This window comes from Paenibacillus oryzisoli, assembly GCF_050467285.1.
GTDB classification, from domain to species: Bacteria; Bacillota; Bacilli; order Paenibacillales; family NBRC-103111; genus Paenibacillus_E; species Paenibacillus_E oryzisoli_A.
The window spans coordinates 134,022-156,494 of sequence record NZ_JBCMUN010000010.1; the positions used below are offsets into that span (position 1 = coordinate 134,022).

At 53.5% G+C, this 22,473-nt stretch carries 20 protein-coding genes and 1 other annotated feature; of the genes, 8 read left to right on the top strand and 12 right to left on the bottom strand.

All coding sequences use genetic code 11. The features are described 5' to 3' along the window. Positions 1-51 precede the first annotated feature (51 nt). A complete protein-coding gene (locus ABE504_RS19010) occupies positions 52-1,236 on the bottom strand; it encodes an MFS transporter (protein WP_430091581.1) in 1,185 nt (394 codons plus the stop codon). A 268-nt stretch (positions 1,237-1,504) separates the two neighbouring features. On the opposite strand from ABE504_RS19010, the gene ABE504_RS19015 reads away from it, so the two are divergent. Then, positions 1,505-2,449 (top strand): helix-turn-helix transcriptional regulator, encoded by a 945-nt coding sequence (locus ABE504_RS19015; protein ID WP_430091583.1) that lies wholly within the window; start codon positions 1,505-1,507, stop codon positions 2,447-2,449. A gap of 104 nt (positions 2,450-2,553) precedes the next feature. Here ABE504_RS19015 and ABE504_RS19020 read toward each other — a convergent pair whose 3' ends face one another. Further along, complete coding sequence (locus ABE504_RS19020; RefSeq protein ID WP_126142076.1) at positions 2,554-2,778, bottom strand: alpha/beta-type small acid-soluble spore protein; 225 nt, start codon at positions 2,776-2,778, stop codon at positions 2,554-2,556. 157 nt (positions 2,779-2,935) lie between these two features. On the opposite strand from ABE504_RS19020, the gene ABE504_RS19025 reads away from it, so the two are divergent. Next, the gene (locus tag ABE504_RS19025; protein WP_430091585.1) at positions 2,936-3,118 is read left to right on the top strand and encodes a DUF5325 family protein; all 183 of its coding nucleotides are present in this window, start codon (positions 2,936-2,938) and stop codon (positions 3,116-3,118) included. Between the two features lie 68 nt (positions 3,119-3,186). Here ABE504_RS19025 and trpS read toward each other — a convergent pair whose 3' ends face one another. Next, on the bottom strand, positions 3,187-4,173 hold the full coding sequence (trpS, locus tag ABE504_RS19030; protein ID WP_430091586.1) for a tryptophan--tRNA ligase: 987 nt from the start codon (positions 4,171-4,173) through the stop codon (positions 3,187-3,189). Positions 4,174-4,657: 484 nt separating this feature from the next. Then, positions 4,658-4,949, bottom strand: a binding site (T-box leader). Positions 4,950-5,115: 166 nt separating this feature from the next. Between trpS and ABE504_RS19035 the strand changes: the two genes are divergently transcribed. After that, positions 5,116-6,237, top strand: coding sequence for a permease (locus ABE504_RS19035; RefSeq protein WP_430091588.1), 1,122 nt, complete (start codon positions 5,116-5,118; stop codon positions 6,235-6,237). 65 nt (positions 6,238-6,302) lie between these two features. On the opposite strand, the gene ilvD is transcribed toward ABE504_RS19035, so the two are convergent. From ilvD to ABE504_RS19065, 6 genes are all read right to left on the bottom strand, one after another. Then, positions 6,303-7,988, bottom strand: coding sequence for a dihydroxy-acid dehydratase (ilvD, locus tag ABE504_RS19040; protein ID WP_430091590.1), 1,686 nt, complete (start codon positions 7,986-7,988; stop codon positions 6,303-6,305). Positions 7,989-8,114: 126 nt separating this feature from the next. Beyond that, the gene (locus ABE504_RS19045; RefSeq protein WP_430091592.1) at positions 8,115-9,101 is read right to left on the bottom strand and encodes an ABC transporter permease; all 987 of its coding nucleotides are present in this window, start codon (positions 9,099-9,101) and stop codon (positions 8,115-8,117) included. Position 9,102: 1 nt separating this feature from the next. Next, positions 9,103-10,614 carry a sugar ABC transporter ATP-binding protein gene (locus ABE504_RS19050; RefSeq protein WP_430091594.1) on the bottom strand — a complete coding sequence of 504 codons (1,512 nt, stop codon included), beginning with the start codon at positions 10,612-10,614 and terminating at the stop codon, positions 9,103-9,105. A gap of 68 nt (positions 10,615-10,682) precedes the next feature. Next, positions 10,683-11,762 carry a sugar ABC transporter substrate-binding protein gene (locus ABE504_RS19055; RefSeq protein WP_430091596.1) on the bottom strand — a complete coding sequence of 360 codons (1,080 nt, stop codon included), beginning with the start codon at positions 11,760-11,762 and terminating at the stop codon, positions 10,683-10,685. A 178-nt stretch (positions 11,763-11,940) separates the two neighbouring features. Continuing rightward, positions 11,941-12,588, bottom strand: a complete 648-nt coding sequence (rnhA, locus tag ABE504_RS19060; protein ID WP_430091598.1) for a ribonuclease H — start codon at positions 12,586-12,588, stop codon at positions 11,941-11,943. Between the two features lies 1 nt (position 12,589). Further along, on the bottom strand, positions 12,590-13,087 hold the full coding sequence (locus ABE504_RS19065; RefSeq protein WP_430091600.1) for a hypothetical protein: 498 nt from the start codon (positions 13,085-13,087) through the stop codon (positions 12,590-12,592). Positions 13,088-13,240: 153 nt separating this feature from the next. On the opposite strand from ABE504_RS19065, the gene ABE504_RS19070 reads away from it, so the two are divergent. Further along, positions 13,241-13,498, top strand: a complete 258-nt coding sequence (locus ABE504_RS19070; protein ID WP_430091602.1) for a small, acid-soluble spore protein, alpha/beta type — start codon at positions 13,241-13,243, stop codon at positions 13,496-13,498. A 78-nt stretch (positions 13,499-13,576) separates the two neighbouring features. On the opposite strand, the gene ABE504_RS19075 is transcribed toward ABE504_RS19070, so the two are convergent. Then, complete coding sequence (locus tag ABE504_RS19075) at positions 13,577-14,578, bottom strand: ABC transporter substrate-binding protein (protein WP_430091603.1); 1,002 nt, start codon at positions 14,576-14,578, stop codon at positions 13,577-13,579. Between the two features lie 174 nt (positions 14,579-14,752). Between ABE504_RS19075 and ABE504_RS19080 the strand changes: the two genes are divergently transcribed. Genes ABE504_RS19080 through ABE504_RS19090 form a run of 3 tightly spaced genes read left to right on the top strand, consistent with a single transcriptional unit; the run spans position 14,753 to position 17,671 of the window. Then, positions 14,753-15,778: a FecCD family ABC transporter permease gene (locus ABE504_RS19080; protein ID WP_430091605.1), complete on the top strand. Its 1,026-nt coding sequence runs from the start codon at positions 14,753-14,755 to the stop codon at positions 15,776-15,778. Then, positions 15,775-16,827, top strand: a complete 1,053-nt coding sequence (locus tag ABE504_RS19085; protein WP_430091607.1) for a FecCD family ABC transporter permease — start codon at positions 15,775-15,777, stop codon at positions 16,825-16,827. The genes ABE504_RS19080 and ABE504_RS19085 overlap by 4 nt, the downstream gene beginning before the upstream one ends. 28 nt (positions 16,828-16,855) lie before the next feature. Then, complete coding sequence (locus ABE504_RS19090; RefSeq protein WP_430091609.1) at positions 16,856-17,671, top strand: ABC transporter ATP-binding protein; 816 nt, start codon at positions 16,856-16,858, stop codon at positions 17,669-17,671. 606 nt (positions 17,672-18,277) lie between these two features. Here ABE504_RS19090 and ABE504_RS19095 read toward each other — a convergent pair. Then, positions 18,278-18,640, bottom strand: a complete 363-nt coding sequence (locus tag ABE504_RS19095; RefSeq protein ID WP_430091611.1) for an O-methyltransferase — start codon at positions 18,638-18,640, stop codon at positions 18,278-18,280. Between the two features lie 288 nt (positions 18,641-18,928). On the opposite strand from ABE504_RS19095, the gene ABE504_RS19100 reads away from it, so the two are divergent. Then, the gene (locus tag ABE504_RS19100) at positions 18,929-20,188 is read left to right on the top strand and encodes a methyl-accepting chemotaxis protein (RefSeq protein WP_430091613.1); all 1,260 of its coding nucleotides are present in this window, start codon (positions 18,929-18,931) and stop codon (positions 20,186-20,188) included. Between the two features lie 375 nt (positions 20,189-20,563). Here the strand turns inward: ABE504_RS19100 and ABE504_RS19105 are convergent, their stop codons facing one another. Next, positions 20,564-22,366, bottom strand: a complete 1,803-nt coding sequence (locus tag ABE504_RS19105; protein ID WP_430091615.1) for a M3 family oligoendopeptidase — start codon at positions 22,364-22,366, stop codon at positions 20,564-20,566. Between the last annotated feature and the right edge of the window lie 107 nt (positions 22,367-22,473).

Below are 22,473 nucleotides of genomic sequence, written 5' to 3' on the forward strand. Positions count from 1 at the left end.
AAGATGCAAAGACCGGGAAACCGGTTTTTGCATCTTTTTTTGCGTGAAAGGCTAGCGGGCGGTAGGCGCTGGGACTTCAACCGTCTTTTTGGAAAATACGCCCCCCGCCAGAAACATCCCTAGCGAAAGGACTAAACAGATCGCCGAGAAGATTCCAATGGAGGCGTAACCCCCCAGTTGAACATACAGGGTACCTGCGATCCATGCACCCAGCGTATTGGCCGCATTCATCGTCGAATTGGCCAGACTGGAAATCGTCCCCCGAATCGAAGCGTTAAGCGAGGTCAGTGCTTCCATCGCGATGGGGAACAGAACACCAAGGATCATAAAGATGATAAAATAGGCAGCCGTCACAGAGGTGATGCCCGGCAGATGAGGGCCTCCGATATACAGGCCCGAGAGCAGCAGCATGCCCGACATCAAGGCAGGGATGCGCCCTATTTTTTGCGTGATGGCTGCACTGATCAAACTTCCTGCAAACGTACCTAACCCCAGGAACATCATTACGGTACCAATCTGGCTCACCGGATAAGCGAACTGGTCGGCGATCCACTTGCCGATGAAGGCAAACGAAGTTCCGCTTCCCAGGTGAAGCAAAAGATAAGCGAGAAACCCGCTTCTGGCGCGGCCGCTTGTGATGAGCGGGATGTAGCGACGGAGAATTGAACTTTTGCCGCCGGACTGTGCCGCAGGCTTGATGTCGGGCAGCAGGTACATGACGGCGAAAGCCATTACCATCGCAATACAGCCGATTGTCCAGAACGGCATGGACCAACGGGTGACCGCCAGCCAGCTTCCGATCGGAACACCCAATGCTTGGGAGGCGGCGAGTCCGGAAAAGGCCAACCCCATCGTCTTGCCGATGCGAGCCGGCGGCATGACAGCCGGAATGGAAGCCCACACTTGGGGAGCGGTGAAGGCTGCGGAAATGCCGGCCAAAAAGCGGAACGCGCACATGCTCCAGAAGCTGTCCGCGAAGCCGCACAGCATCGTCGAGATAGCGAAGCCCAACAAACCTCCGATCATGACGGTTTTTCGATTCCAGCCATCGGACAGCGGCCCTGCGATCAATGCAAAGATGGCAGATCCGAGGGTGTAAGCCCCGATCATCCAACCCGCGATGTCCGTGGAAACACCAAATTCCTTCTGCAGCGTAGGCAGCAAGGGAGAGATGAGAAAGGTATCCGTCCCGATAAGGAACATGATACAGAAAAACAGAACAGCAAATTTACGCATATGCGTTCACTCCTTGTTTAGGGTGTGTCTGAAAACCCGCTCAGGGGCATCTTTCACCACCTTTTCGCCCCCTGCTGCGTCACTTTCGCTTGACGTACCCCCGGTACGCCTTCACAAAAGTTCCTTGCATGGAACGAAAATTCGGCAAAATCTGCGGCCTTCGGAGCATTCAGACACGCCCTAGAAATAAGCTTGCTTACAAGGAAGAGTATACGGCATAATAGTGACAATAATTGTCGTGAATGTAAAATCAGCAAGGAGGAACAGCATGCCTAAATCCAAGAGGCTTATGGAGCTTATGATGACGGTGAACCGTAAACGGCGCTTCAAGGTTGGGGAGCTTGCGGATGAGTTCAACGTTTCCACGCGAACGATTCTCCGGGATTTGCAGGAATTAAGCGAGCTGGGTGTGCCGCTCTATTCGGAAGTAGGACCGCACGGAGGTTATCAGGTGCTGAGGGAACGCGTCCTGCCTCCTATCGCGTTTACGGAAGGGGAGGCGGTGGCAATGTTTTTTGCCGTGCATGCGCTTCGTCACTATTCTTCACTGCCTTTCGATGCCGAATCAGCTTCGGCGCTCAGTAAGTTTTATCTACACATGCCAGGCGACATTCGAGATCAAATCGACAACATGAAGGAACGGGTAGACTTCGTCTCGCCGACGCGCCGGGGCGACGCCCCGCACTTGTCCGCCTTGCTTGATGCCGCGGTTCATCAGAAAGTGCTGACGATCACGTACGAGTCCAAGTCGGAAGGAACGACCTCTCGGCAAGTTCAGCCGGTCTCCCTTTATGCGCATAACGGCTTCTGGTACTGCACGGCGTATTGTTTCCTGCGCGAGGGCATCCGAGTTTTTCGCTGCGACCGGATTCGCGATGCAACGCCAAGTTCAGCCGAACCGTTGAAATTGGGCGATGTTCGCCTGAACCGCCGGGAAGTAGCACTCCCAACAGATCCCGTCCGTTTGCAAGCGGAGCTGACCCGTATCGGTACCCAGCGCTGCGAGTCAGAACTGTGGCTGTCTCCCCACCTTCATGTACACGAAGACGGAACTGCTGAGATTGATGTGGAAGTATCCCGAAGTGACATCCCTTTTTATACCGAATTTTTTATTTCGTTGGGAAAAGAAGCAGTGCTGATCGGGCCGGGGGAATTGAAAGCCGCGATTCGGAAACATCTGGCCGAGCTGCTTGAGAAGTATCAAGAGGGTTAACCTGCGGGCAACCGTCGCAGAACATCAAAAGCCCGGAGGCTTTTGGAAGGCCTCCGGGCTTCATTATTACGAGAAAACGGAAATGCTAGATAAAATGGACAACATTAGCTGCGGAAGCCGGATTGTCCTGCGAGTGTTTGCTCAGCGATTTGGACCAAACGGCGGGTAATGTTACCACCGATGGAACCTGCGTCGCGAGTAGCCATATTCCCCATGTAACCATCTTGAGGAATTTGGATGCCCAGTTCTTGAGCTACCTCGTACTTCAGTTGGTCAAGTGCTCCATTTGCTTGCGGTACAACTAGTGTGTTGCTGCTACGTGATGCCATCAGGATCAGACTCCTTTCAGTCAGCTATAATCTTTGATGTATTTGCAAGCTTGCAATGATAGTATGTGGAGGAAACGAATTTATATGCACGGGACCAAAAAAAGTTTAAAATAAAATCATACGCTTATGTCACTATCATGAAAGTAGGTTAACACCCATGAGTAAACCACTCGCCCTGCTGTTTGCCTTTATCGGCACGCTGCTGCTGGCCGCGATTTCCTTGTTCATCGCCTTGCGCATGCCTTGGATGGCTGTCCTGTGCTCCCTCGTGGCACTGGGCTTTATCGGCTACGGCTTTGCGGTCAAAGCGAAAATGCGCAGAAAAAATTCGCGCTCCTAGCATTATAAAAAAAGTCCCCACTTCCAGCAGTTGCCTGCTTAAGAGCGGGGATTTTTTTATGATACGGATTAGGATGGGAGTACGAAGCCCATCCGTTTCTTCACTTCGAGCAGCGTTTCGTTTGCAAGCTCCGAGGCTTCGGCTGCGCCTTTTTTCAAAATATCGAAAATCTCGCCGGATTTACGAATCTCGCGATAGCGCTCTTGAATCGGCTCCAGCACCGCAACCACGACTTCCGCCAAATCTTTCTTGAATGGCCCATAGCCTTGCCCGTCGTACTTCGCTTCAATCTCAGCCACCGACATGTTAGCAAAATGGGAGTAGATCGAGATCAAGTTGCTCACTTCCGGTTTGTTCTGCGGATCGTATTTCACTTCGCGGCCCGAATCGGTTACCGCGCGGCTCAGCTTTTTGCGGATAACCGAAGGCTCGTCAAGCATTGCGATATAGCTGCCAGGGTTCGGCGAGCTTTTGGACATTTTCTTGGACGCATCGTCCAAAGACATGATTCTTGCACCGATTTCCGGCATGTACGGCTCCGGCATGGTGAAGAACTCGCCGAAGCGGTTGTTGAAGCGGTTCGCGAGATCGCGCGTCAGCTCCAAATGCTGCTTCTGGTCGTCGCCAACCGGAATCAGATCGGCATTGTAGAGCAGAATGTCCGCCGCCATGAGCGACGGGTACGTGAACAGTCCGGCTCCGACAGACTCTTTGCCGGCGGATTTATCCTTGAACTGCGTCATGCGCTCCAGTTCGCCCATGTACGTCAGCGTCGTCATAATCCAGCCCAGTTCCGCGTGCGCAGGCACGTGGGATTGCAGGAAAATCGACGCTTTATTCGGATCGAGACCCGCTGCAATGTACAGCGAGGCGATCGATTCCGTCTGCTCCTTGAGAGCAGCCGGATCCTGCGGCACGGTGATCGCGTGCATATCAACCACCATGAAGTAGCAGCGGTGCAGGTGCTGCAAATTGACAAAGTTGCGCAGAGCGCCGATATAGTTGCCAATCGTTAATTGGCCGCTGGATTGCATGCCGGAAAGTACGCGTTTCATGGACAAAACCTCCTAATGGGAATGGCTGTTATCACACAGCCTAGCAAAGATAAACATTCATGACCCTTCGGGTCACACGCAATTATGAAAATTTTGTCGCAGCGTGCATCGTCATTTTCGTAAAAATGACTCCGCCGTCCTTACAGAGACGGGATCGTTTGCTCGTAACGGCCGATTCGAGGATCTACTTGCTGATTGGTGTTTCGGCGAAACTCGCTCGGCGATGGTCACTAAGAGGGGCCAGACCCTGCTAACTACGCGAAATTAGGCTATTTCGGCGAATTAGAAGGGGACAAACCCTCTTAACCCGCCATTCGAGGCAAAACTGGCTGCCCCATAACCTTATTCCCAGCAAATCCCGGTGGATTTTCGCCATCCGGCTCCGCCGTCCTATCAAGGATAGGCGCGTTTACTGATGGCATAGAACCGCTTCGAGAATATGCGTTCTAATGTGCTAAAAAAGAATACAAAAAGGCCTCTCGCCGCAAGGGACGAGAGACCGTGGTACCACCCTAATTTGTTTGGTTCCGCCTTGACTGCATCGATCGCTGCAGGGGTAAAGGAAACAAACCTTCAGACTCTGATAACGGAGAGCAGCCGTTTCGCATACTGGCATTGCAGACTCATTCTTCGGCCTAGGTTCCGAAGGCGGCTGCCACCTTGTTCAGCTTCAAGCTCGAGGATCCATTCGGTTTGCTTGTTTCACCGGTTCGCACCATCCACCGGCTCTCTGAGAAACGGGAGTCAAACGTACTTGTTCCTGTCATTGCCATTGATTTTCTATTATTATACACGTTGAATCGGCGATGTCAACCGGCATAACGTCCTGCTTAAATTTTTGCACGAATTGAAGTCATTGAGAAAAGCTCTCGGTTGTCCTAGACGGCGCAGCTCGTACATAGAATGGTACTATTATCTGCTCGCCAAAGGGGTGTCGACACATTGTCTTCCACGATGTATAGATGGAGCCTGCCGATTACGACGTTCATCTGCGCAGTGCTCCTGTTCCTGATTGTCACGACCAGACAGCTGCCTCCGCTGCCTGCCGTCATTTATCCGCTTAAAGATGTATTTACGGCCTTTATGGATATTTTTCTGGATGCGCTGCCCTTCATGTTCATGGGTGTCCTGCTCTCAACCGTTGTGGAAAACTTCATTCCCGAAGGGTTTATCCAACGGATGACCCCACGCAACCCGATTGGCGGCGTCCTGTTCGCCTGTGTGCTTGGCATCATGTTTCCGCTTTGCGAATGCGGGATGATTCCGTTTGTCCGCAAGCTGATGCGCAAAGGCATGCCGGTGTACATCGCCGTCATCTTCATCCTCGTCGGGCCGATTCTCAATCCGATCGTCTTCGCTTCGACCTGGATGGCGTTCCGCGGCGATCCCTCTATGGCTTACGCCCGGATGGGGCTCACCTTCGGCGTCGCCCTCGTCATCGGCTTGTGGTTGACTCGTTTCTTGAAGAAAGACCCGCTTCGCCACCCGGTCGCGCCAAGCGGAAATTCCGCCGCAGCGATTCACAAGTCCCACGCTCACGAGCACCATAACCATGATCACGCTGCTCATCATCACGATCATCACGACCATGACCATGACGGCCATCACCATCATCATCACAGGCATGAGCATGATCACGCTCATCACCACGACCACGGCGGCCGCGTCATGACGATGCTCAGCCATGGCACCTCCGAGATGATCGAAATGAGCAAATATTTGATGCTCGGCGCCCTGCTTACGGCCATCATCCAGACCTTCGTCGCCCAGGACAGCCTCACCGAGATCGGTCAAGGCGCACTGCTTTCGCACGTCTTCATGATGGGCTTCGCGTATCTGCTGTCCCTGTGCTCGACGACCGATGCCTTCGTCGCTTTCTCGTTCGCCAAAACATTCTCGCCAAGCTCCTTGCTTGCCTTTCTGGTGTTCGGCCCGATGATTGATGTCAAAAGCACGCTGATGCTGCTCTCGATCTTCAAATCGCGCTTCGTCCTCTCGCTTTCGATCGTCGTAGCCGTGACGGTGCTGACCGGCTCACTGCTGTTCATGCAGTTCTTAAAATGAAAAAAGCCCCGCCTCCGAGCAGCAGTTGACTGCCACCCGAGAGCGGGGCTTGCTTATGTGTGCGATTAGATTTTCAAAATCGCACCGGCGCTTGCGTTCGTTACCATTTTGGTGTAACGCGCCAGATAACCGGATTGGATTTTCGGTTGGAATTCTGTCCAAGTCTCGCGACGTTTCGCAAACTCTTCGTCGCTGATTTGCAGCTCGATTTTGCGGCCGTCCATATCAACGTCGATGATGTCGCCGTCATGTACGAATGCCAGAGGACCACCCTCTGCAGCTTCCGGTGAGATGTGACCAATGGAGATACCACGGGATGCACCAGAGAAACGACCATCTGTGATCAAGGCAACTTTCGCGCCCAGACCCATACCGACGATTTGTGAAGTTGGTGCCAGCATTTCCGGCATACCAGGACCGCCTTTTGGTCCTTCATAACGGATAACGACGACGTGACCTTCTTTCACTTTGCCGTTGGCAATGCCGGACAGCGCCTCTTCTTGGGAGTCGAAGCAGATCGCAGGGCCGACGTGACGGCCGCCTACGGACTTGTCAACCGCGCCAACTTTGACGATGGAACCTTCCGGTGCCAGGTTACCGAACAGGACAGCCAAGCCGCCGCGCTCGCTGTGCGGGTTGGACAGCGGATGGATAACATCCGTGTTCAGAATTTCGCAGCCAGCTACGTTCTCGCGGATCGTTTTCGCGGATACGGAGAGACGGTCGCCGTCGAAAGCACCTGGTTTTTTGAGCAGCTCGTTGATGATCGCGCTCACGCCACCGGCGTTGTGCACGTCTTCGATATGATAATCGGAAGCAGGTGCGATTTTCGCCAAGTGAGGCACACGCTCTGCCACTTCATTGATACGAGCAATCGGATACTCGATGCCCGCTTCAGCCGCAATAGCCAATGTGTGAAGAACGGTGTTGGTGGAACCGCCCATCGCCATATCCAAAGCAAACGCATTGTCGATCGCTTCGATCGTCACGATGTCACGAGGTTTAATGTCTTTTTGAATCAATTCCATCAATTGCTTCGCGCAATCTTTTACGAATTGCTTACGCTCTTCAGCAACGGCAAGAATCGTACCGTTACCTGGCATTGCCAGGCCAAGACCTTCAGCCAAGCAGTTCATGGAATTCGCCGTGAACATACCGGAACAGGAGCCGCAAGTCGGACAGCCGTATTGCTCAAGCTCTGTCAAGCTGGCTTCGTCGATTTTACCGGATTGGTAGGCACCAACGCCTTCGAATACGGAGGACAGGGAGATGGAACGGCCGTTTTTGTCTTTCCCGGCTTTCATCGGTCCGCCGCTGACGAGCATCGTCGGGATGTTGACGCGAAGTGCGCCCATAATCATCCCAGGCGTAATTTTGTCACAGTTCGGGATACAGATCATGCCATCGAACCAGTGCGCGTTGACAACCGTTTCCAGGGAGTCCGCAATGATTTCACGGCTTGGCAGAGAGTAGCGCATGCCGATGTGGCCCATCGCGATGCCGTCGTCGACACCGATGGTGTTAAACTCGAACGGTACGCCGCCCGCTTCGCGGATCGCTTCTTTGACGATTTTACCGAATTCCTGCAAATGCACGTGACCCGGAATAATGTCTATATACGAGTTGCAGACCGCGATAAACGGCTTGCCGAAATCTTCCTCTTTTACCCCTGCTGCACGCAATAAGCTGCGGTGCGGCGCGCGGTCGAAGCCTTTTTTAATCATGTCACTGCGCTGCTTACGATCTGCCATTGCTAGTTCCTCCTATTGTTCATGTCAGGTATATAAAAATAATGAATCTATCATACCACACTTCTCGCAAAAATTCTTCCTTTAGTATGATAACGCGTCAACGTAACATGGAAATTCCGCAAAAACCTAGGATTTCCGCCGGTTTAAGTGGACGAACGTAATGGCCAGCGCCAGGACGAGCACGCCGCCTTTGACAATGTCGAAGCCGAAATACGGCACGTTCAGCATGGTAAGTCCGTTAAGCAGCACCCCGATCAGCACGGCTCCGAAGAAAGTGCCAATGACGTTCGGTTTCCCTGCGCCAAGCACTGAATACCCGACGAATACGGAAGCGACGGCTTCCATCAGCAACGGAGCCCCGGCGTCAATCTGCCCGGAGCCGACGCGGGACGCATATAGAATACCCCCGAATGCCGCGAAAATACCGGATAACACATAAGCCGCCAAGCGGATTTTGTTCACAGAAATACCGGATAACCGCGCCGCCTCGCGATTGCCCCCTGTGATATACAGCTGGCGTCCCCAGCGCGTATAGGTCAGGAAAATATGAACAGCGGCAACAGCGACGATCATGAGCACCACCGGAACCGGCACGCCAAGCAGTTTGCCCTGTCCGATCCACAAAAATTCCGGCGTGAACTTCCCTTTGGCGACCGTACCGTCTTGAAATCTCATATTGTTATAGATGGAAAAGCCTTTCGTATACGTCTTCTGCACGCCGCCAATGATGTACATGACCGCCAGCGTCGCCAGCAAATCTGGTATGCGCACCTTGACGATCAGAAAAGCGTTCAACAGCCCGATGATCGCCCCGATTGCCAGCGGCACCAGAATGACCAGAATAAGCGGCTGCTGGTACCATACCATCATCGCTGCGGACGCAACCGTCGCGAGCGATACGGTCGAGCCGACGGACAAGTCAAACCCGTCCACAATCTGAGACAGCGTCACACCGATCGCCACGAACATGACAATCGAAATCGACCGCAAAATGTCCGTAATATTGTCATACGTCATAAAGTTCTCATTAATAAAAGAAAACACGATTAATACGATTGCAATGATGAACAATGCCCCGTACTTAAACGAAAAATCCAACGTTTTTTCCTTCACGTTATTCAGCCTCCCCCGCGCTCGCATACGTAAGAATGAGATCCTGGGTCGCTTCCGCGCGGGAAAGCTCCTTCACGACAGAACCATAGCTCATCACGACAATACGATCGGCAATTCCTATAATTTCATTGAGTTCACACGATAAATAAATGATGCCTTTGCCTTCCGATGCCAATTGCCCAATCAAGCGGAAAATATCGCTTTTCGCGCCGACATCGACCCCTTTGGTCGGCTCATCGAACATGTACACCTCGGCGTCCGTCGGCAGCCATTTGCCGACCGCCACCTTCTGCTGGTTGCCGCCGCTGAGGTGCTTGACCTGCCGATTCGGATCGTTCGGCGAGACGCCGAGCGATCCGATCATCGCGAGCGCATGGCGCTGCTCCTCGCCCCGCTTCACAAAGCCGAGCGAGCTCAGCTTGCGCAGAATAGTGAGCGACAGATTGCGCTTCACGGTCTCTTCCACGAGGACGCCCTGCTTGCGGCGCTCCTCGGGCACGAGCGCGATGCCGGCGCGCACGGCATCCTCCGGCTGGCGGAGCGTGAGCTTTCGCCCGCCCAGCCGCACCTCGCCGCCGTCCGCGGCGTCGGCGCCAAAGATCAGCCGGCTTAACTCCGTTTTGCCGGCGCCGACAAGACCGACCACGCCGAGGATTTCCCCTCGGCGGAGGTCAAAGCTGACGCCGCGCACCTTGGTGCCGCGGCGCAGGTCCTTTACCTCGAGGAGGACGTCGCCGATGGGGACATCGGCTTTCGGGAACTCCTCGGTGAAGGTTTTGCCGAGCATCGCCTCGATCACGGAGGCGATGTCCATCTGCGCGGCCGCCTCCGTCAGGACGCGGCGGCCGTCGCGCATCACCGTGATCCGGTCGGCGACGCGGAACACTTCCTGCAAGCGGTGGGAGATGAAGACGATCCCCACCCCTTCCTGCTTGAGGCTGTCCATGATGCGGAACAGCCGCTCCGATTCTTCCAGGCTGAGCGGCGCCGTCGGCTCGTCGAAGATGATGATCTTCGCCTTGTGCGCGATCGCTCTGGCGATGAGCACGAGCTGCTTCTGCGAGATGCTCAGCTCATCGAGCTTGCTGCGCACCGGGAACGTCGCGCCGAGCTGCGCGAGAATCGCTTCCGCCTGGCGGTGCAGCTTGCGCCAGCTGACCCAGCCGCTGCCCTGCACGAGCTTGTCGATCATGACATTTTCCGTGACGCTAAGCTCAGGCACGAGCGCGGTATCCACTTCCTGATACACGCAGTAAACGCCATGGTCCATCGCATCCTTCGGCGTGCGAATGCCAAGCGTTTGCCCTTCGATTTCCAACGTTCCGGCATCATGTGTGTAGGCGCCGGATAAAATTTTCATCAACGTGCTTTTCCCCGCACCGTTCGCGCCCAGCAAGGCATGAATTTCCCCCCGCCCCAGCGTAAAATCTACATCTTGCAGCGCTTTCACACCAGGAAAGGATTTCGTAATTCCCTTCATTTCCAGCAATGCGCCGCTACCTGCCTCCGGCATCTTTTTCCACCCCGCTCATCAATCTGAAAGTCCCACCGCTCAGGAAGCGATGGGACCCTCGGTTAGCTTTATTTTTTTTCTGCCGCTTTCAGCCAGTCGGTGTAGCCTTGTTGGCTTCCGCCCCAACCTTTGACGTACTCGCTCAGCTGCGCCGTGTTCACTTGCTTATCTTTCGGCAATTGATCTCTGGAGACGTAGACCGGATCCAGAACGACTTTATCCGGCGTTTGGTCGCCGTGCAGCTTTTGATACAAGTAACGCACTTGAACGCGCCCGATGTCTTTCGGATCTACCGCAGAGGAAGCAACCCATGGGCTCTTCGGATCTTGCAGCATTTGCAGATCTTCATCGCTCAGGTCGATGCCGTACACTTTAATTTCCGTACGTCCCGCCTGCTGAATGGCACGGGATGCACCTTTCGCGAATTCATCCCAAGCTGTCCATACCGCTGTGATGTCGCCTTTGTTCGGATACTTTTTCAAGATCGCTTCCATTTGCGTTTGGGAATCCAAAGCCGGATCCTGCGCCGTACCGAAAGCAGCAATTTCTTTAATATCCGGATATTTCTTCTGGAACGCTTGGTACGCTTCTTGTCTGCGCTCCATCGGAGCAAAGCCGGCAACCCAAATTTTCACGATGTTGCCTTTGCCCCCAGCATCCTTCGCCAGCTGCTCCAGCGTCGCCTCCGCCATCTTCTGATCGCCTTGCTCCAGCGAGGTTACGCCAGGAACGGTAAGGATCGAATCAAAGCTGACGACAGGAATCTTTTTATCCAAGGCTTTCTTCACGCCGGCTTCCAGCGCTTCCGCTGTACCATGGTCAATGAGAATGCCATCAAACTTCTGATTGACTGCTGCATCCAGGTTGGACGCCATTTTCGCCAGATCCGTGTCCGCAACGAAAACCGTAACTTTGCCGCCCAGCTTCTCCACTTGCTCTTTCACACCCTCCACATATTGCGAGGAAAATGTACCTGTATTGAACTGCATCACAAGTGCAATTTTTTTGCCAGCGAGATCACTGGCTGCACCCGCGCTTGCACTTGCTGCCGGCGTTGCTCCGCTGGTGCTCTCTTTGCTGCCACAACCCGCCAACACGCCTCCGGCTAACACAAGGCTGAGTGCGACGCTAAACAATTTTCTTTTCATGATTTACCCTCCCATAGCTTCCTATCTCTATTTCCTACTATACTAATCGGAATTATATTCCAAGTCAAGTAGTAGGAATTATTTCTAGTAATAGTAGCATCTGAGAGAGAGTGCGTCAATATGTTTTACGATATTTTTCGATCATTTCCGACAATAATTAACCAAGTGTTCATAACTGCTACTTGCGGCCGAAATCCGCCTTGATTTCGCCCCATTTTTTCGTATCCCACTTCACGATCTTATTCGTATAGGTGTTTGTCTGCAGCCATTTCAGCGCGCGATCGACAAGCATCCAAATCTCTTCCGTCGACTTGTCGCGAACGAGATTCGTCGACACTTCTTTCTTCCGAATCCAACTCAGCGCGGTCACGGAATCCGTATAAATCGTTTTGTTGCTCCCCTGCTTCTTTAAATAAGCAAGTCCATGAACGATCGCAAGAAACTCGCCTAAATTGTTCGTGCCTTTGGAAATCGGGCCTTGATAAAAAATGATCTCGCCTGTCTTCGTATCCACGCCTTTATATTCCACGATGCCCGGATTGCCGGAGCAGCCGACATCGACCGAAATGCTGTTGTAATCGACTTCCGGTGCGGTTTCCGGCGTTGCCGATTTCTTCCCGGCGTTGCCGCCGCTTGTCCCTTTTCCCGAGAAATTCAGCGATTTCTGCCAGCCTTTTTCGTAAGCCATCTTCGCCTCGCTCTCGGACTCGTACGATTTGTACTTGGCCTGAGGGTACCCGTTCGTTTGCGCCTGGCAGTCCGGCCATGACCGGTAAATCCCCGGCTTGTGCCCGACCCAGACGACATAAAATTTTGACGCCGCCATGCTATTCTCCCTGTAATTTGTGACGTAATTGCGTGAGCAGGTCCTGAACAACCTTCACCGTTTCCTTATAATAAGGACGATAATCGAGATTCGCAACAAAGGCCAGATAAGTCTCCGCAATCTCTCCGATCTGCCGGGCATACGCTGCCCAAGGGACGATGTGCGTCTCCAGCTCCCGGTACCCGCCGCTTGAGCGCTCTTCCACCAGCTGCAGTTCGATCTCCTCCGAAGACTTGTGCGTCACGACAAAAGAAAACCCTCTGCATTCCGGATCGCCGCAGCCGCAGACGAAAAACGGCATCCGCTCCCACGCGTCCGCAGGCGCAAACCGGTCCGGCAGCGTATCGTGCAGTGTACTGTATAGCAAAGCCGGCAGTCCCACATCGACGCAAAGCGGCTCTTCAACGAGCACGCTGCCGTCTGCCGACATGTGCACATCCGCTTGAATAATTTGCAAATCTTTATCCAGGGACCAGCCCTGAACCGTTAGTGTAAACATGCTTCCCACCTCCGCCCTCCATGCCATTTTCTCATTATAGCAAAGACAAGTCCCTTTTTTCTTGCAAAAATAAATTTTATAAAAATTTCCATTTCCAACACGAGTATTTTTTGTAAAACGGCTCATACTACTATCGACTGGAGGTGATTACACATGGTTACAGGACAATCCCGCAACAACAGCTCCAACACCCTTGTCGTTCCTCAAGCGTCTTCCGCATTGGACCAATTGAAGTATGAAGTTGCTCAAGAACTGGGCATCCAAATTCCTCAAGACGGGTACTACGGCTACATGACGTCTTACGATACAGGATCTATCGGGGGCAACATCACTCGTCGTCTCGTGCAAATTGCTGAACAACAACTTGCAGGCTCTGCTGGTGTTAGCGCTAACGCAAAATTCAGCAGATAAGATCCCCTATACTTAACCATAAAAGGGGCTTTCCATCGCAGATCGGTGGAAAGCCCCTTTTCATTGCGCGCGGCCGGACTACGGCTTCACGTTGTAGATTTTGTACAAATCGTCGAGCATCAGGTTCGCCGCTTTAACCCCGCCAGCTGTATTCCAAGTCGCATCGTTAACTTTTACCAGCTTGTTGTCTTTCACAACCTTCAGGTTTTTCCATAGCGGATCGTTCATCCACTCTTGCTCTTGCTTCGTCCCCTTGCCATCTCCGGTCTCATACGTAAAGTAGAACACTTTATCCGCTGCATCCAGCTCAGTCAAGCGCTCTTTGGTAATGTCCTCGAACGATTTCTCATCGCTCTTCGCATCCGAACGCGCAAAGCCGATTTGCTTGAAAATTACGCCGGAGAACATATCTCCAAAGTAAAATCTCGTTTTACCACCCATAAAGCGGACGACCGCCACTTTCTCTTTCAGCTTGTCAGGACCGATCTTCGTGCGGAAATCGTCAATGCGTTTATCGAACGCTGCGATAACTTTCTCGCCTTCCGCTTTCTTGTTCAGCGTATCCGCGTAGAGGCTGAAGTTCGTTTTCCATTCCCCGCGCAGCGTTTCCGAGAACACAGTTGGCGCAATCGCTTTTAATTGCTCGTAGACTTTTTCTTGACGCATCTTGTTCCCGATAATCAGATCGGGCTTCAAGGAAGCGATGACTTCCAAATTCGGCTGAGACTCCGTACCTAGCGTCGTCACGCCTTCCATATCCGCGCGGATATGATCGTACCAAGGCTTCCCTATGTAAGACTCGACAGCACCGACCGGCTTCACACCAAGCGCGAGCAGGGCTTCCGTCCCTTCATTCGTTAAAATGACGACACGCTGCGGATTCGCAGGGACTGCCGTTTCGCCCATCGCATGCTTAATCGTGCGCGGAGCATCGGATTTAACCGCCGCACTCGCAGCTGGAGAAGCCGATGCGCCGGACTCCGATGCGGATTTGGTTCCGCAAGCCGAAACAACCAGGCTGAAAATAAACAGGCAGGCGAATAAGGCCCACGCTGATTTGAATTTTGTGTTCGTTACCATGTGAATACGTTCCTCCCAAAGATGCGTTTCTATTGAAAATCATTATCAATCCCAGACCATATACTACTAGACTTCTGACTTTCTGTCAATGATAATGATTCTCATGATCGTTGACTTCACGGATGGAACTCCTTACAATAAACTGAGCAGAAAAAGAAGGGTGCGCTATTACCTATGAATACCACGATTCAACAAGAACGACGCCATAACTTCTATAAAAGTATCGGACTGCTCGCCGCATTTATCGTGCTCCTGCTTTTCATGATCGGCTCGGTTCGCTTCGGCCTCCACGCTTACTCATGGCAGCAGGTCATTGCTTCCTTTCATCCGACCGATCCGCCCACGAACGAGGCGTTAATCATTCAGTCCGTCCGCATTCCGCGCGCGCTCATTGCCGCCTTGGTCGGCGCGAGCCTGGCGATGGCCGGGGCGCTCATGCAGGCCATCACCCGCAACCCGCTCGCTTCTCCGAGCGTGTTCGGCATCAACTCGGGCGCCGCCTTTGCGATCGTGCTGGCCGTCGGCTTTTTCAATGTGACCAGCATTACACAGTTTACGTGGATCGCGTTTACCGGAGCCGCCGTCTCCTCCGCACTCGTCTACGGGCTTGGTTCCTTGGGACGCGACGGCTTGACGCCGATGAAAATTACGCTGGCCGGCTCCGCCATGACCGCCTTCTTTGCTTCGCTGACGCAAGGGATTTTGCTCAGCAACGGCAAAGCGTTTGAGCAGGTCCTGTTCTGGCTCGTCGGCTCTATTGAAGGCCGCACGATGGACATGCTGCAGTCGGTCTATCCGTATATGCTGATCGCCGGTGTCGGCGCGCTGCTGCTCGCCCCGCACATCAACGTGCTGGCGATGGGCGACGACGTCGCCAAAGGGCTCGGCCAGTCTACCGTCTATATCAAATTTCTCGCTGCGCTCGTCATTATCGTGCTCGCCGGCGGCTCCGTAGCCGTGGCCGGTCCGATCGTCTTCGTCGGTCTCATTATTCCTCATATCGTCAGATTTCTCGTCGGCATCGATTACAAATGGGTGCTGCCTTACTGCGCTGTTCTCGGCGCGATTCTGCTCGTCGGGGCGGATATCGGCGCCCGTTTCATTATTATGCCGAAGGAAGTGCACGTCGGCGTCATGACGGCCATTCTCGGCGTACCGTTCTTCACCTATATCGCCCGCAAAGGAGGCCTGCTCAAATGAGTCCATCCCCGCGAGATTTTACCGTCCGAAATCGGGCGTTTTCCTTTGCCATCAGTAAAAAAGCGATCGTTGTCACGCTCGTCTTGCTGCTGCTCGTGCTTGCTTTCGTCGTGATCTCCACAGGAGTCGGGAGCATCTATATTAAGCCGGGCGACGTTGTCCGCGCCATTTTCGGTTACGATGTGGGGCCAGGCACGATGATCGTGCGCTCGCTGCGCCTGCCGCGCATTGTGATGGCCGTCTTGATCGGCGCATCGCTAGGCATTGCCGGTTCCATCCTGCAAGGCATCGTACGCAACCCGCTGACGTCGCCGGACACGATCGGCACCACAGGCGGCGCAACGCTCGGCGCAGTTTCCTTTTTCTTCTTTTTCTCGGATAAAGTCAGCATCCACTTCCTGCCAATCGCCGCCATTATCGGCGCCTTTGCCGCCACGCTGTTCGTCTACCTGCTTTCGTGGCGGGGCGGCGGCATCACACCGCTGCGGCTCGTGCTGATCGGCACCGGATTCACAGCGGCGATGAGCGCAATAACCTATCTCATGCTGCTCTCCGGCCCGATTATTCTCGCAAATCAATCACTGACGTTTATGACGGGCAGCATTTACGGCGTCTCGTGGACGAAAGCTGTGTATCCGCTCCTGCCCTGGTTTGTCGTGCTCGTTCCGGTCATTTTCGTGTATGCCCGGCACATTACCGTGCAGTCACTGGGCGAAGATATCGCCAACAGCGTCGGAAGCCGTGTGCAGCGCCAGCGCTTCTTCCTGATTATACTAAGCGTCGCCCTGTCGGGGGCGGCGGTAGCTTTCGGCGGCGCGATCAATTTCATCGGCCTGATGGCGCCGCATATTTCCCGCAAGCTCGTCGGACCAAGCTTCGGTTCGCTGCTTCCCGTTTCTGCGCTGACAGGTTCTCTGCTGCTGCTGCTTGCGGACTTGGCAGGCCGCTTTCTGTTCCGGCCGCACGATATTCCTGCTGGTGTTTTTACCGCTGCGATCGGCGCGCCGGTCTTCATTTTCTTGCTGTACCGGAACCGCAACCGCGGATAACTTTATTTTGAGAGGGGAGCTCTCACGAATGACAACAACGAATCACGCGCTGGAAGCGGCATCGCTTCAGCTGACCTACGGTGACAATACGATTTTCAAATGCTTGAATGTGCAAATCCCGAAAGGCAAAATCACGGTCTTCATTGGCAGCAACGGCTGCGGCAAGTCCACCCTGCTGCGCTCCTTGGCGCGGCTGATGAAGCCGACTTCCGGCGCCATCCTGCTGGACGGCGAAGAAATTGCCAAGCTGTCCACCAAGGAGGTGGCGCGCCGCATGGCGATCCTGCCGCAGGGGCCGTCCGCGCCGGAGGGCTTGACCGTCCGCCAGCTCGTCAAGCAAGGCCGCTACCCGTACCAAAGCTGGCTGCAGCAATGGTCAGCTGAGGATGAGCAGCATGTCATCCGCGCGCTCGAGCTGACGAACCTGCTCGAATTTGCGGACCGCGCCGTGGACTCGCTGTCCGGCGGCCAGCGCCAGCGTGCGTGGATCGCGATGACGCTGGCGCAGGATACGCCGACCGTGCTGCTAGACGAGCCAACGACGTACCTGGATTTAACGCACCAGATTGAGGTGCTCGATCTGCTGTTCGAGCTGAACCGGAACGAGCAGCGGTCGATCGTCATGGTGCTGCACGACATCAACCTCGCCTGCCGGTATGCGCATCACATCGTCGCCATCAAGGAAGGCACCGTGTTCGCCGAAGGCAGCCCCGAGGACATCGTGAACGAGGAACTGCTCCTTCGCGTGTTTGATATGAAATGCCAGGTCAGCGTCGACCCGCTCTTCGGCACGCCGATGTGCATTCCGTACGGCAAGGGTCGTGTTCTTCTGCCGCAGCGCTGACAGCGCACAGCCCGCTGGCCTTAGCCGCCCCCGCCCAATCCAAGTTGACGCACGCTGACCGTCCCGTGGCCAAAAGCAGTTCCCTCTCTGCAAACCACCCCATATGCAACAAAGGGAACCCGGGCAACATCGTGCAAGTTGAGCGGCTTTGCGTGTCCATGAATGGGTGAACCTCAGATTACTTCACTTGTAGCCACTTCCGTAACTGGAAGACCTCCAGTTCATTTTTCCCTGCAGCCACTCCCGTGCCAGCTGAACCGGAAAAGCTCCAGCTCATTTCAGCAGTTTCGAAGGAATTTCCTCCAAACGGGCAAATGAACTGGAAGAATTGCAGTTTACCCCCCAATTTGGGCAAAAATGCGAAAATGAACGGGAGAAATTCCAGTTCGTTGGAGAAGGGCGGTAGGCGATGGCGGCGAAACTAGAAGCAATTTACCACGCTTATTTCACGGCTATTTCACGGCCGCACCTGTGGCTCGCAGAGCGAGTCTTTCCCGCCTGCCCCCTTCCCCCGAGGACACCCGTACCTAGAAAAAAGGGCGTTCGCCAGCTTTTTAGCTGAGGAACACCCTCTCTATGTATCTTGTATAAAGAAAATAAGTGCTGCTAAATCGTTCTTGCGTATGAAGACATATTGTAGTTGCTCTCAAACAAAATGCTAACCGAGATGATCCCCTTCTTCACGGTAAAATCATAGAAAATTTCGCCATGCGTCCAGCTTCTTTTGCGGCTTAGCGATGCGATCGCCATCTGACGGAACGTCTGAAACTGGAGCTCGGTCAGGCCGTTTGGTGAGCCTAGCAGAACCTCGCCGTCCACGCCTTCAAACGGCAAGTGCTTAACCCCGAATTTGCCAATTTCATTGTTGCGGATATGGACAAAAACCGTCCCCGAGTTCACCTGGCAGAGTTCATCCTTCAACTTGCGGAATACAAAATCAATTTGCTTTGAAAGTGTAATAGGTTCCAACTTAATCTCATTCCTCCTTAAATTGTGATTTATTACCTAAATATGTTAATCTCGTTTGTAGTCCTATTATACTAAGTGAGTTTACAATATTCAACAGTTTATTCCCAATATTTTATATATTCGCTAAATTCTTTATATTCACTTAATATTTCTTCCAATTTTCGTGTAATTCTTGAACGATTATTGTCGAAATCCTGTAGTCGGTTTCTAATTTCAATGGTATACTTTCCATACATAGGGTCATTTTCCCTAAATTTTTAATTACTTTACACAGAGGAGTCGGTCGATTTGGATAAACTTTCGTCCCTATCGTTTAGAAAAAAACTACAGCTTGGTTGTTTCGCACTGCTCGGTATAAACTCGCTTTTTATGTTGATTGTTACTTTCGCCTCAGACTGGAATCGCTTACTTGGCATAATCTTCCTAGTCATTATTATTATCGGCGCCGTGCCTTTCACGCGTTGGTTTGAAAACCAGCTGACCGAACCGATCTCCGACCTTTCCCGTATTGCACTGAACATCTCCAAAGGCGATTTTTCGCAAAAAGTTACGATCACAACGGACGATTCTCTCGGCCAACTCGGACAATCTTTCAATAAAATGATTGATAAACTGCGCGATATTCTGCGCGACACAGGCAGCATCTCCAAGCAGGTTTTCCAGACGAGCCGCGATATTTATACGAAAAATGAAAACTTCCGCTCCGTGCTGGAGCAAGTCAGTGTTTCTGCGCACGAGCTTGCTGCTGGTGCCGGTCAAATCTCGGAGGAAGTTTCCGGTGTCTCCGTTACGTCCAGGGATATTGAAGTGAAAGTCGTGAATTACGCCGGCTCGGCTCAAGAAATGAAAAACCGTTCCGAACAGATGATGACGCTGGTCGAAAAAGGCCGCACCTCCGTCGAAAGTCAAGGTGTCGGCATGAAACGCAACGTGGAAGTCACCCGCCAAGTTTCCGATACGATCGATTTGCTCGCCAAACAAGCTGCCGGCATCACGAACGTAACCCGCTCGATTTCCGAAATCGCGGAGCAAACAAACCTGCTCTCCCTTAATGCTTCCATTGAAGCGGCGAGAGCCGGCGAGCACGGACGCGGCTTCGCGGTTGTTGCGCAGGAAGTGCGTAAGCTCGCGGAAGAGTCTACATCCCTGACGCGCGAAGTATTCGGCTTCGTGAAGAGCATCGAACAGGGCATTCAAGATGCGATTCGCAGCATCCAGATGAATGAGGAAGTCGTGAAAAAGCAAACCCAGCTCATCGAGCAGACGGAAACCGTCTTCGCCGAAATCGTCGGCAGCGTCAGCTTCATTTCGGAAGAGATCAAACGCTTTGCCGATGAAAGCGAGCAAATGCTGCAAAGCTCCAATCTGATCGCCGCCTCGATGGAGAACATCTCCGCAATTACGGAAGAGTCCGCCGCAGGCACACAGGAAGTTTCCGCTTCCATGAACGAACAAATTGCTACGGTGCAAGGCATCGTTAGCCAAGCCGAAGAAATGACACGCGTCGTCACGCAGCTCCAACAGACGATCCAGATCTTTAAGCTGTAGGCAGGCATACATAGACGAATCAGCAAGGCAGAAGCTCCCGCGCGGCGGGAGCTTCTTGTTTGATGTATGGAACTGCTGCCCAACACTGCTCCCCCTCTTTGCATAGGACAGACTTTGCTTTTACACATTATCCCTTAACCTCAGGGACCAACTGGCATCCTACGGCCATCCTCCTGAACACAGTGGATCTGCCTGAGCGTTGGGGATAGTCTTCAAAAGCGCAGCCAGTCTCAACTGTTAAAATGAACGGATTACGCCGTCTTTTCAAGGACAATAGCGTCTGCTGATGACATGGAGCCGCTTAGAGGATATACTTTCTTGCGTAAAAAAACGGTCTCGGCAGCCCTTTTCAGGACTTCCGAGACCGTTCCTCATTTACTTCACTTTGGCCTCCGTGAGCGCCATAAACTGCTTCACATCGAATACCGCCATATCGACCGCGCTTTGCCAGAAATCCGGCTCCGTCAGGTCGACGCCGAGGTGCTTCTGCGCCAGCGCTTCCACCGTCATGCTGCCGGTATCGCGCAGCAGCGCGACGTATTTGTCTTCGAACGCGGCGCCTTCTTGCAGCGCACGCGCGTAGATGCCCGCGCTGAACATGTACCCGAACGTGTATGGGAAATTGTAGAATGGCACGTCCGTCGCGTAGAAGTGCAGCTTCGCCGCCCAGAAATGCGGATGATATGAGCTGAGTGCATCTTTGTACGCCAGCTTCTGCGCCTCAACCATCAGCTCACTCAAACGCTCGCTGCTAACTAATCCTTGACGACGCTCCGCATAGAAGTTCGTCTCAAAAATAAACCGCGCATGAATGTTCATGAAGAATGCGATCGCCCGCTGGATTTTATCCTCCAGCAATACGATCCGCTCGTCGTCCGTGGACGCCTGCTTCACAACGGCATCCGCGACGATCATTTCCGCGAACGTAGACGCCGTCTCCGCGACGTTCATCGCGTACTCTTGGGCCAGCTGCGGCATATCCGTCATCACGTGGCTGTGATAAGCGTGGCCGAGCTCATGCGCCAGCGTAGAGACGTTGTTTAGCGTGCCGCCATACGTCATGAAGATGCGCGACTCGCCCTTGATCGGGAACGAGGTGCAGAAGCCCCCCGGACGCTTGCCGTGGCGATCTTCCGCCTCGATCCACCGGTGCTCGAACGCCTGCTCAGAGAACGCCGCCAGCTTCGGGCTGAACGGCTTGAACTGATCGACGATCAACGAAGCGCCTTCATCGTACGAGATTTTTTTGGACGAGTCGCCCAGCGGCGCATCCACGTCCACCCAAGCAAGCTTGTCGACGCCCATCAGCTTCGCCTTGCGGTTCAAATAATCAACGAAAATGTCCTTGTTGCGGTCAATGACGTCCCACATGACCTTCAGTGTCTTCTCTTCCATCCGGTTGATGGCAAGCGGTTCCTTATGTATGCTGTCCCAGCCGCGGTACTTATAGACTTGCAGCCGGAAGCCCGCTAAGTGATTCAGCGCCTCTGCGCAGTACTCGGCTTTGTCCGCCCAAGCGCTCTCCCACTTCTCAAAAAGCGCCAACCTCTCCTCGCGGTTCTCGGTATGCAGCTTGTTAAACGCCTGCCCCGCCGACAGCGTGACGGACTTTCCGTCTTCTTCGATCGTCATGCCGAATTGACCGACGGTCGAATTATACAAGTCGCCCCACCCGTGATAGCCGTCTACGGCCAAATCATTAATTAACGCTTCCTGCTCCGGCGGCAGCTTTTCCTTCGCCAGCGAGCGGCGCTCCTCCAAAGCAAAGGCCACTCCGGCAAACGGCTCCTTCTGCAGGATAGCTGCCCACACCTCATCCGGAATGCCCGTCAGCACTTGATCAAAATGCGTCAAGGACGACAGGTGCTCCGCAGATAAGCTCTTCACCTGGCCGTTCAGGGCAGGCGCTTTCTTATCTTTTTGATTATCGGCTAACAAACATCCTACGAATGAATCCGCTTCAATGATGTGCTTCAGATTGTGCTGGTAACGCTCCACCAGGCTCGCCAGGGCGGCTGTGTCATCCGCGTTTTGAGGCGGGGCCGTCGTGCGAACCTCCTCCTGAAACGCCGCGATCGAGGCTTGCAGCGCCTTCAAATGCTCCGCAAATGCCGCAGACCCGCTTCCACCTGAAAAAAAAGCGTCAAGATCCCATGTTTGATTAAGAGGCAATTTCAACAGCGATCACCTGTCCTTTCCACTATTTATTAAATCATATCCGCCCGCGAGAAGAAAGCCGCTTCATCTTCCTCATTGCTTATAGGTCAAAAGTATGATTCAATGAG

Coding starts and splice junctions, on each gene's coding strand:
- ABE504_RS19010 (WP_430091581.1), bottom strand. CDS start 1,236: ATGCGTAAATTTGCTGTTCTGTTTTTCTGTATCATGTTCCTTATCGGG.
- ABE504_RS19015 (WP_430091583.1), top strand. CDS start 1,505: ATGCCTAAATCCAAGAGGCTTATGGAGCTTATGATGACGGTGAACCGT.
- ABE504_RS19020 (WP_126142076.1), bottom strand. CDS start 2,778: ATGGCATCACGTAGCAGCAACACACTAGTTGTACCGCAAGCAAATGGA.
- ABE504_RS19025 (WP_430091585.1), top strand. CDS start 2,936: ATGAGTAAACCACTCGCCCTGCTGTTTGCCTTTATCGGCACGCTGCTG.
- trpS (WP_430091586.1), bottom strand. CDS start 4,173: ATGAAACGCGTACTTTCCGGCATGCAATCCAGCGGCCAATTAACGATT.
- ilvD (WP_430091590.1), bottom strand. CDS start 7,988: ATGGCAGATCGTAAGCAGCGCAGTGACATGATTAAAAAAGGCTTCGAC.
- ABE504_RS19050 (WP_430091594.1), bottom strand. CDS start 10,614: ATGCCGGAGGCAGGTAGCGGCGCATTGCTGGAAATGAAGGGAATTACG.
- ABE504_RS19055 (WP_430091596.1), bottom strand. CDS start 11,762: ATGAAAAGAAAATTGTTTAGCGTCGCACTCAGCCTTGTGTTAGCCGGA.
- rnhA (WP_430091598.1), bottom strand. CDS start 12,588: ATGGCGGCGTCAAAATTTTATGTCGTCTGGGTCGGGCACAAGCCGGGG.
- ABE504_RS19065 (WP_430091600.1), bottom strand. CDS start 13,087: ATGTTTACACTAACGGTTCAGGGCTGGTCCCTGGATAAAGATTTGCAA.
- ABE504_RS19070 (WP_430091602.1), top strand. CDS start 13,241: ATGGTTACAGGACAATCCCGCAACAACAGCTCCAACACCCTTGTCGTT.
- ABE504_RS19075 (WP_430091603.1), bottom strand. CDS start 14,578: ATGGTAACGAACACAAAATTCAAATCAGCGTGGGCCTTATTCGCCTGC.
- ABE504_RS19080 (WP_430091605.1), top strand. CDS start 14,753: ATGAATACCACGATTCAACAAGAACGACGCCATAACTTCTATAAAAGT.
- ABE504_RS19085 (WP_430091607.1), top strand. CDS start 15,775: ATGAGTCCATCCCCGCGAGATTTTACCGTCCGAAATCGGGCGTTTTCC.
- ABE504_RS19090 (WP_430091609.1), top strand. CDS start 16,856: ATGACAACAACGAATCACGCGCTGGAAGCGGCATCGCTTCAGCTGACC.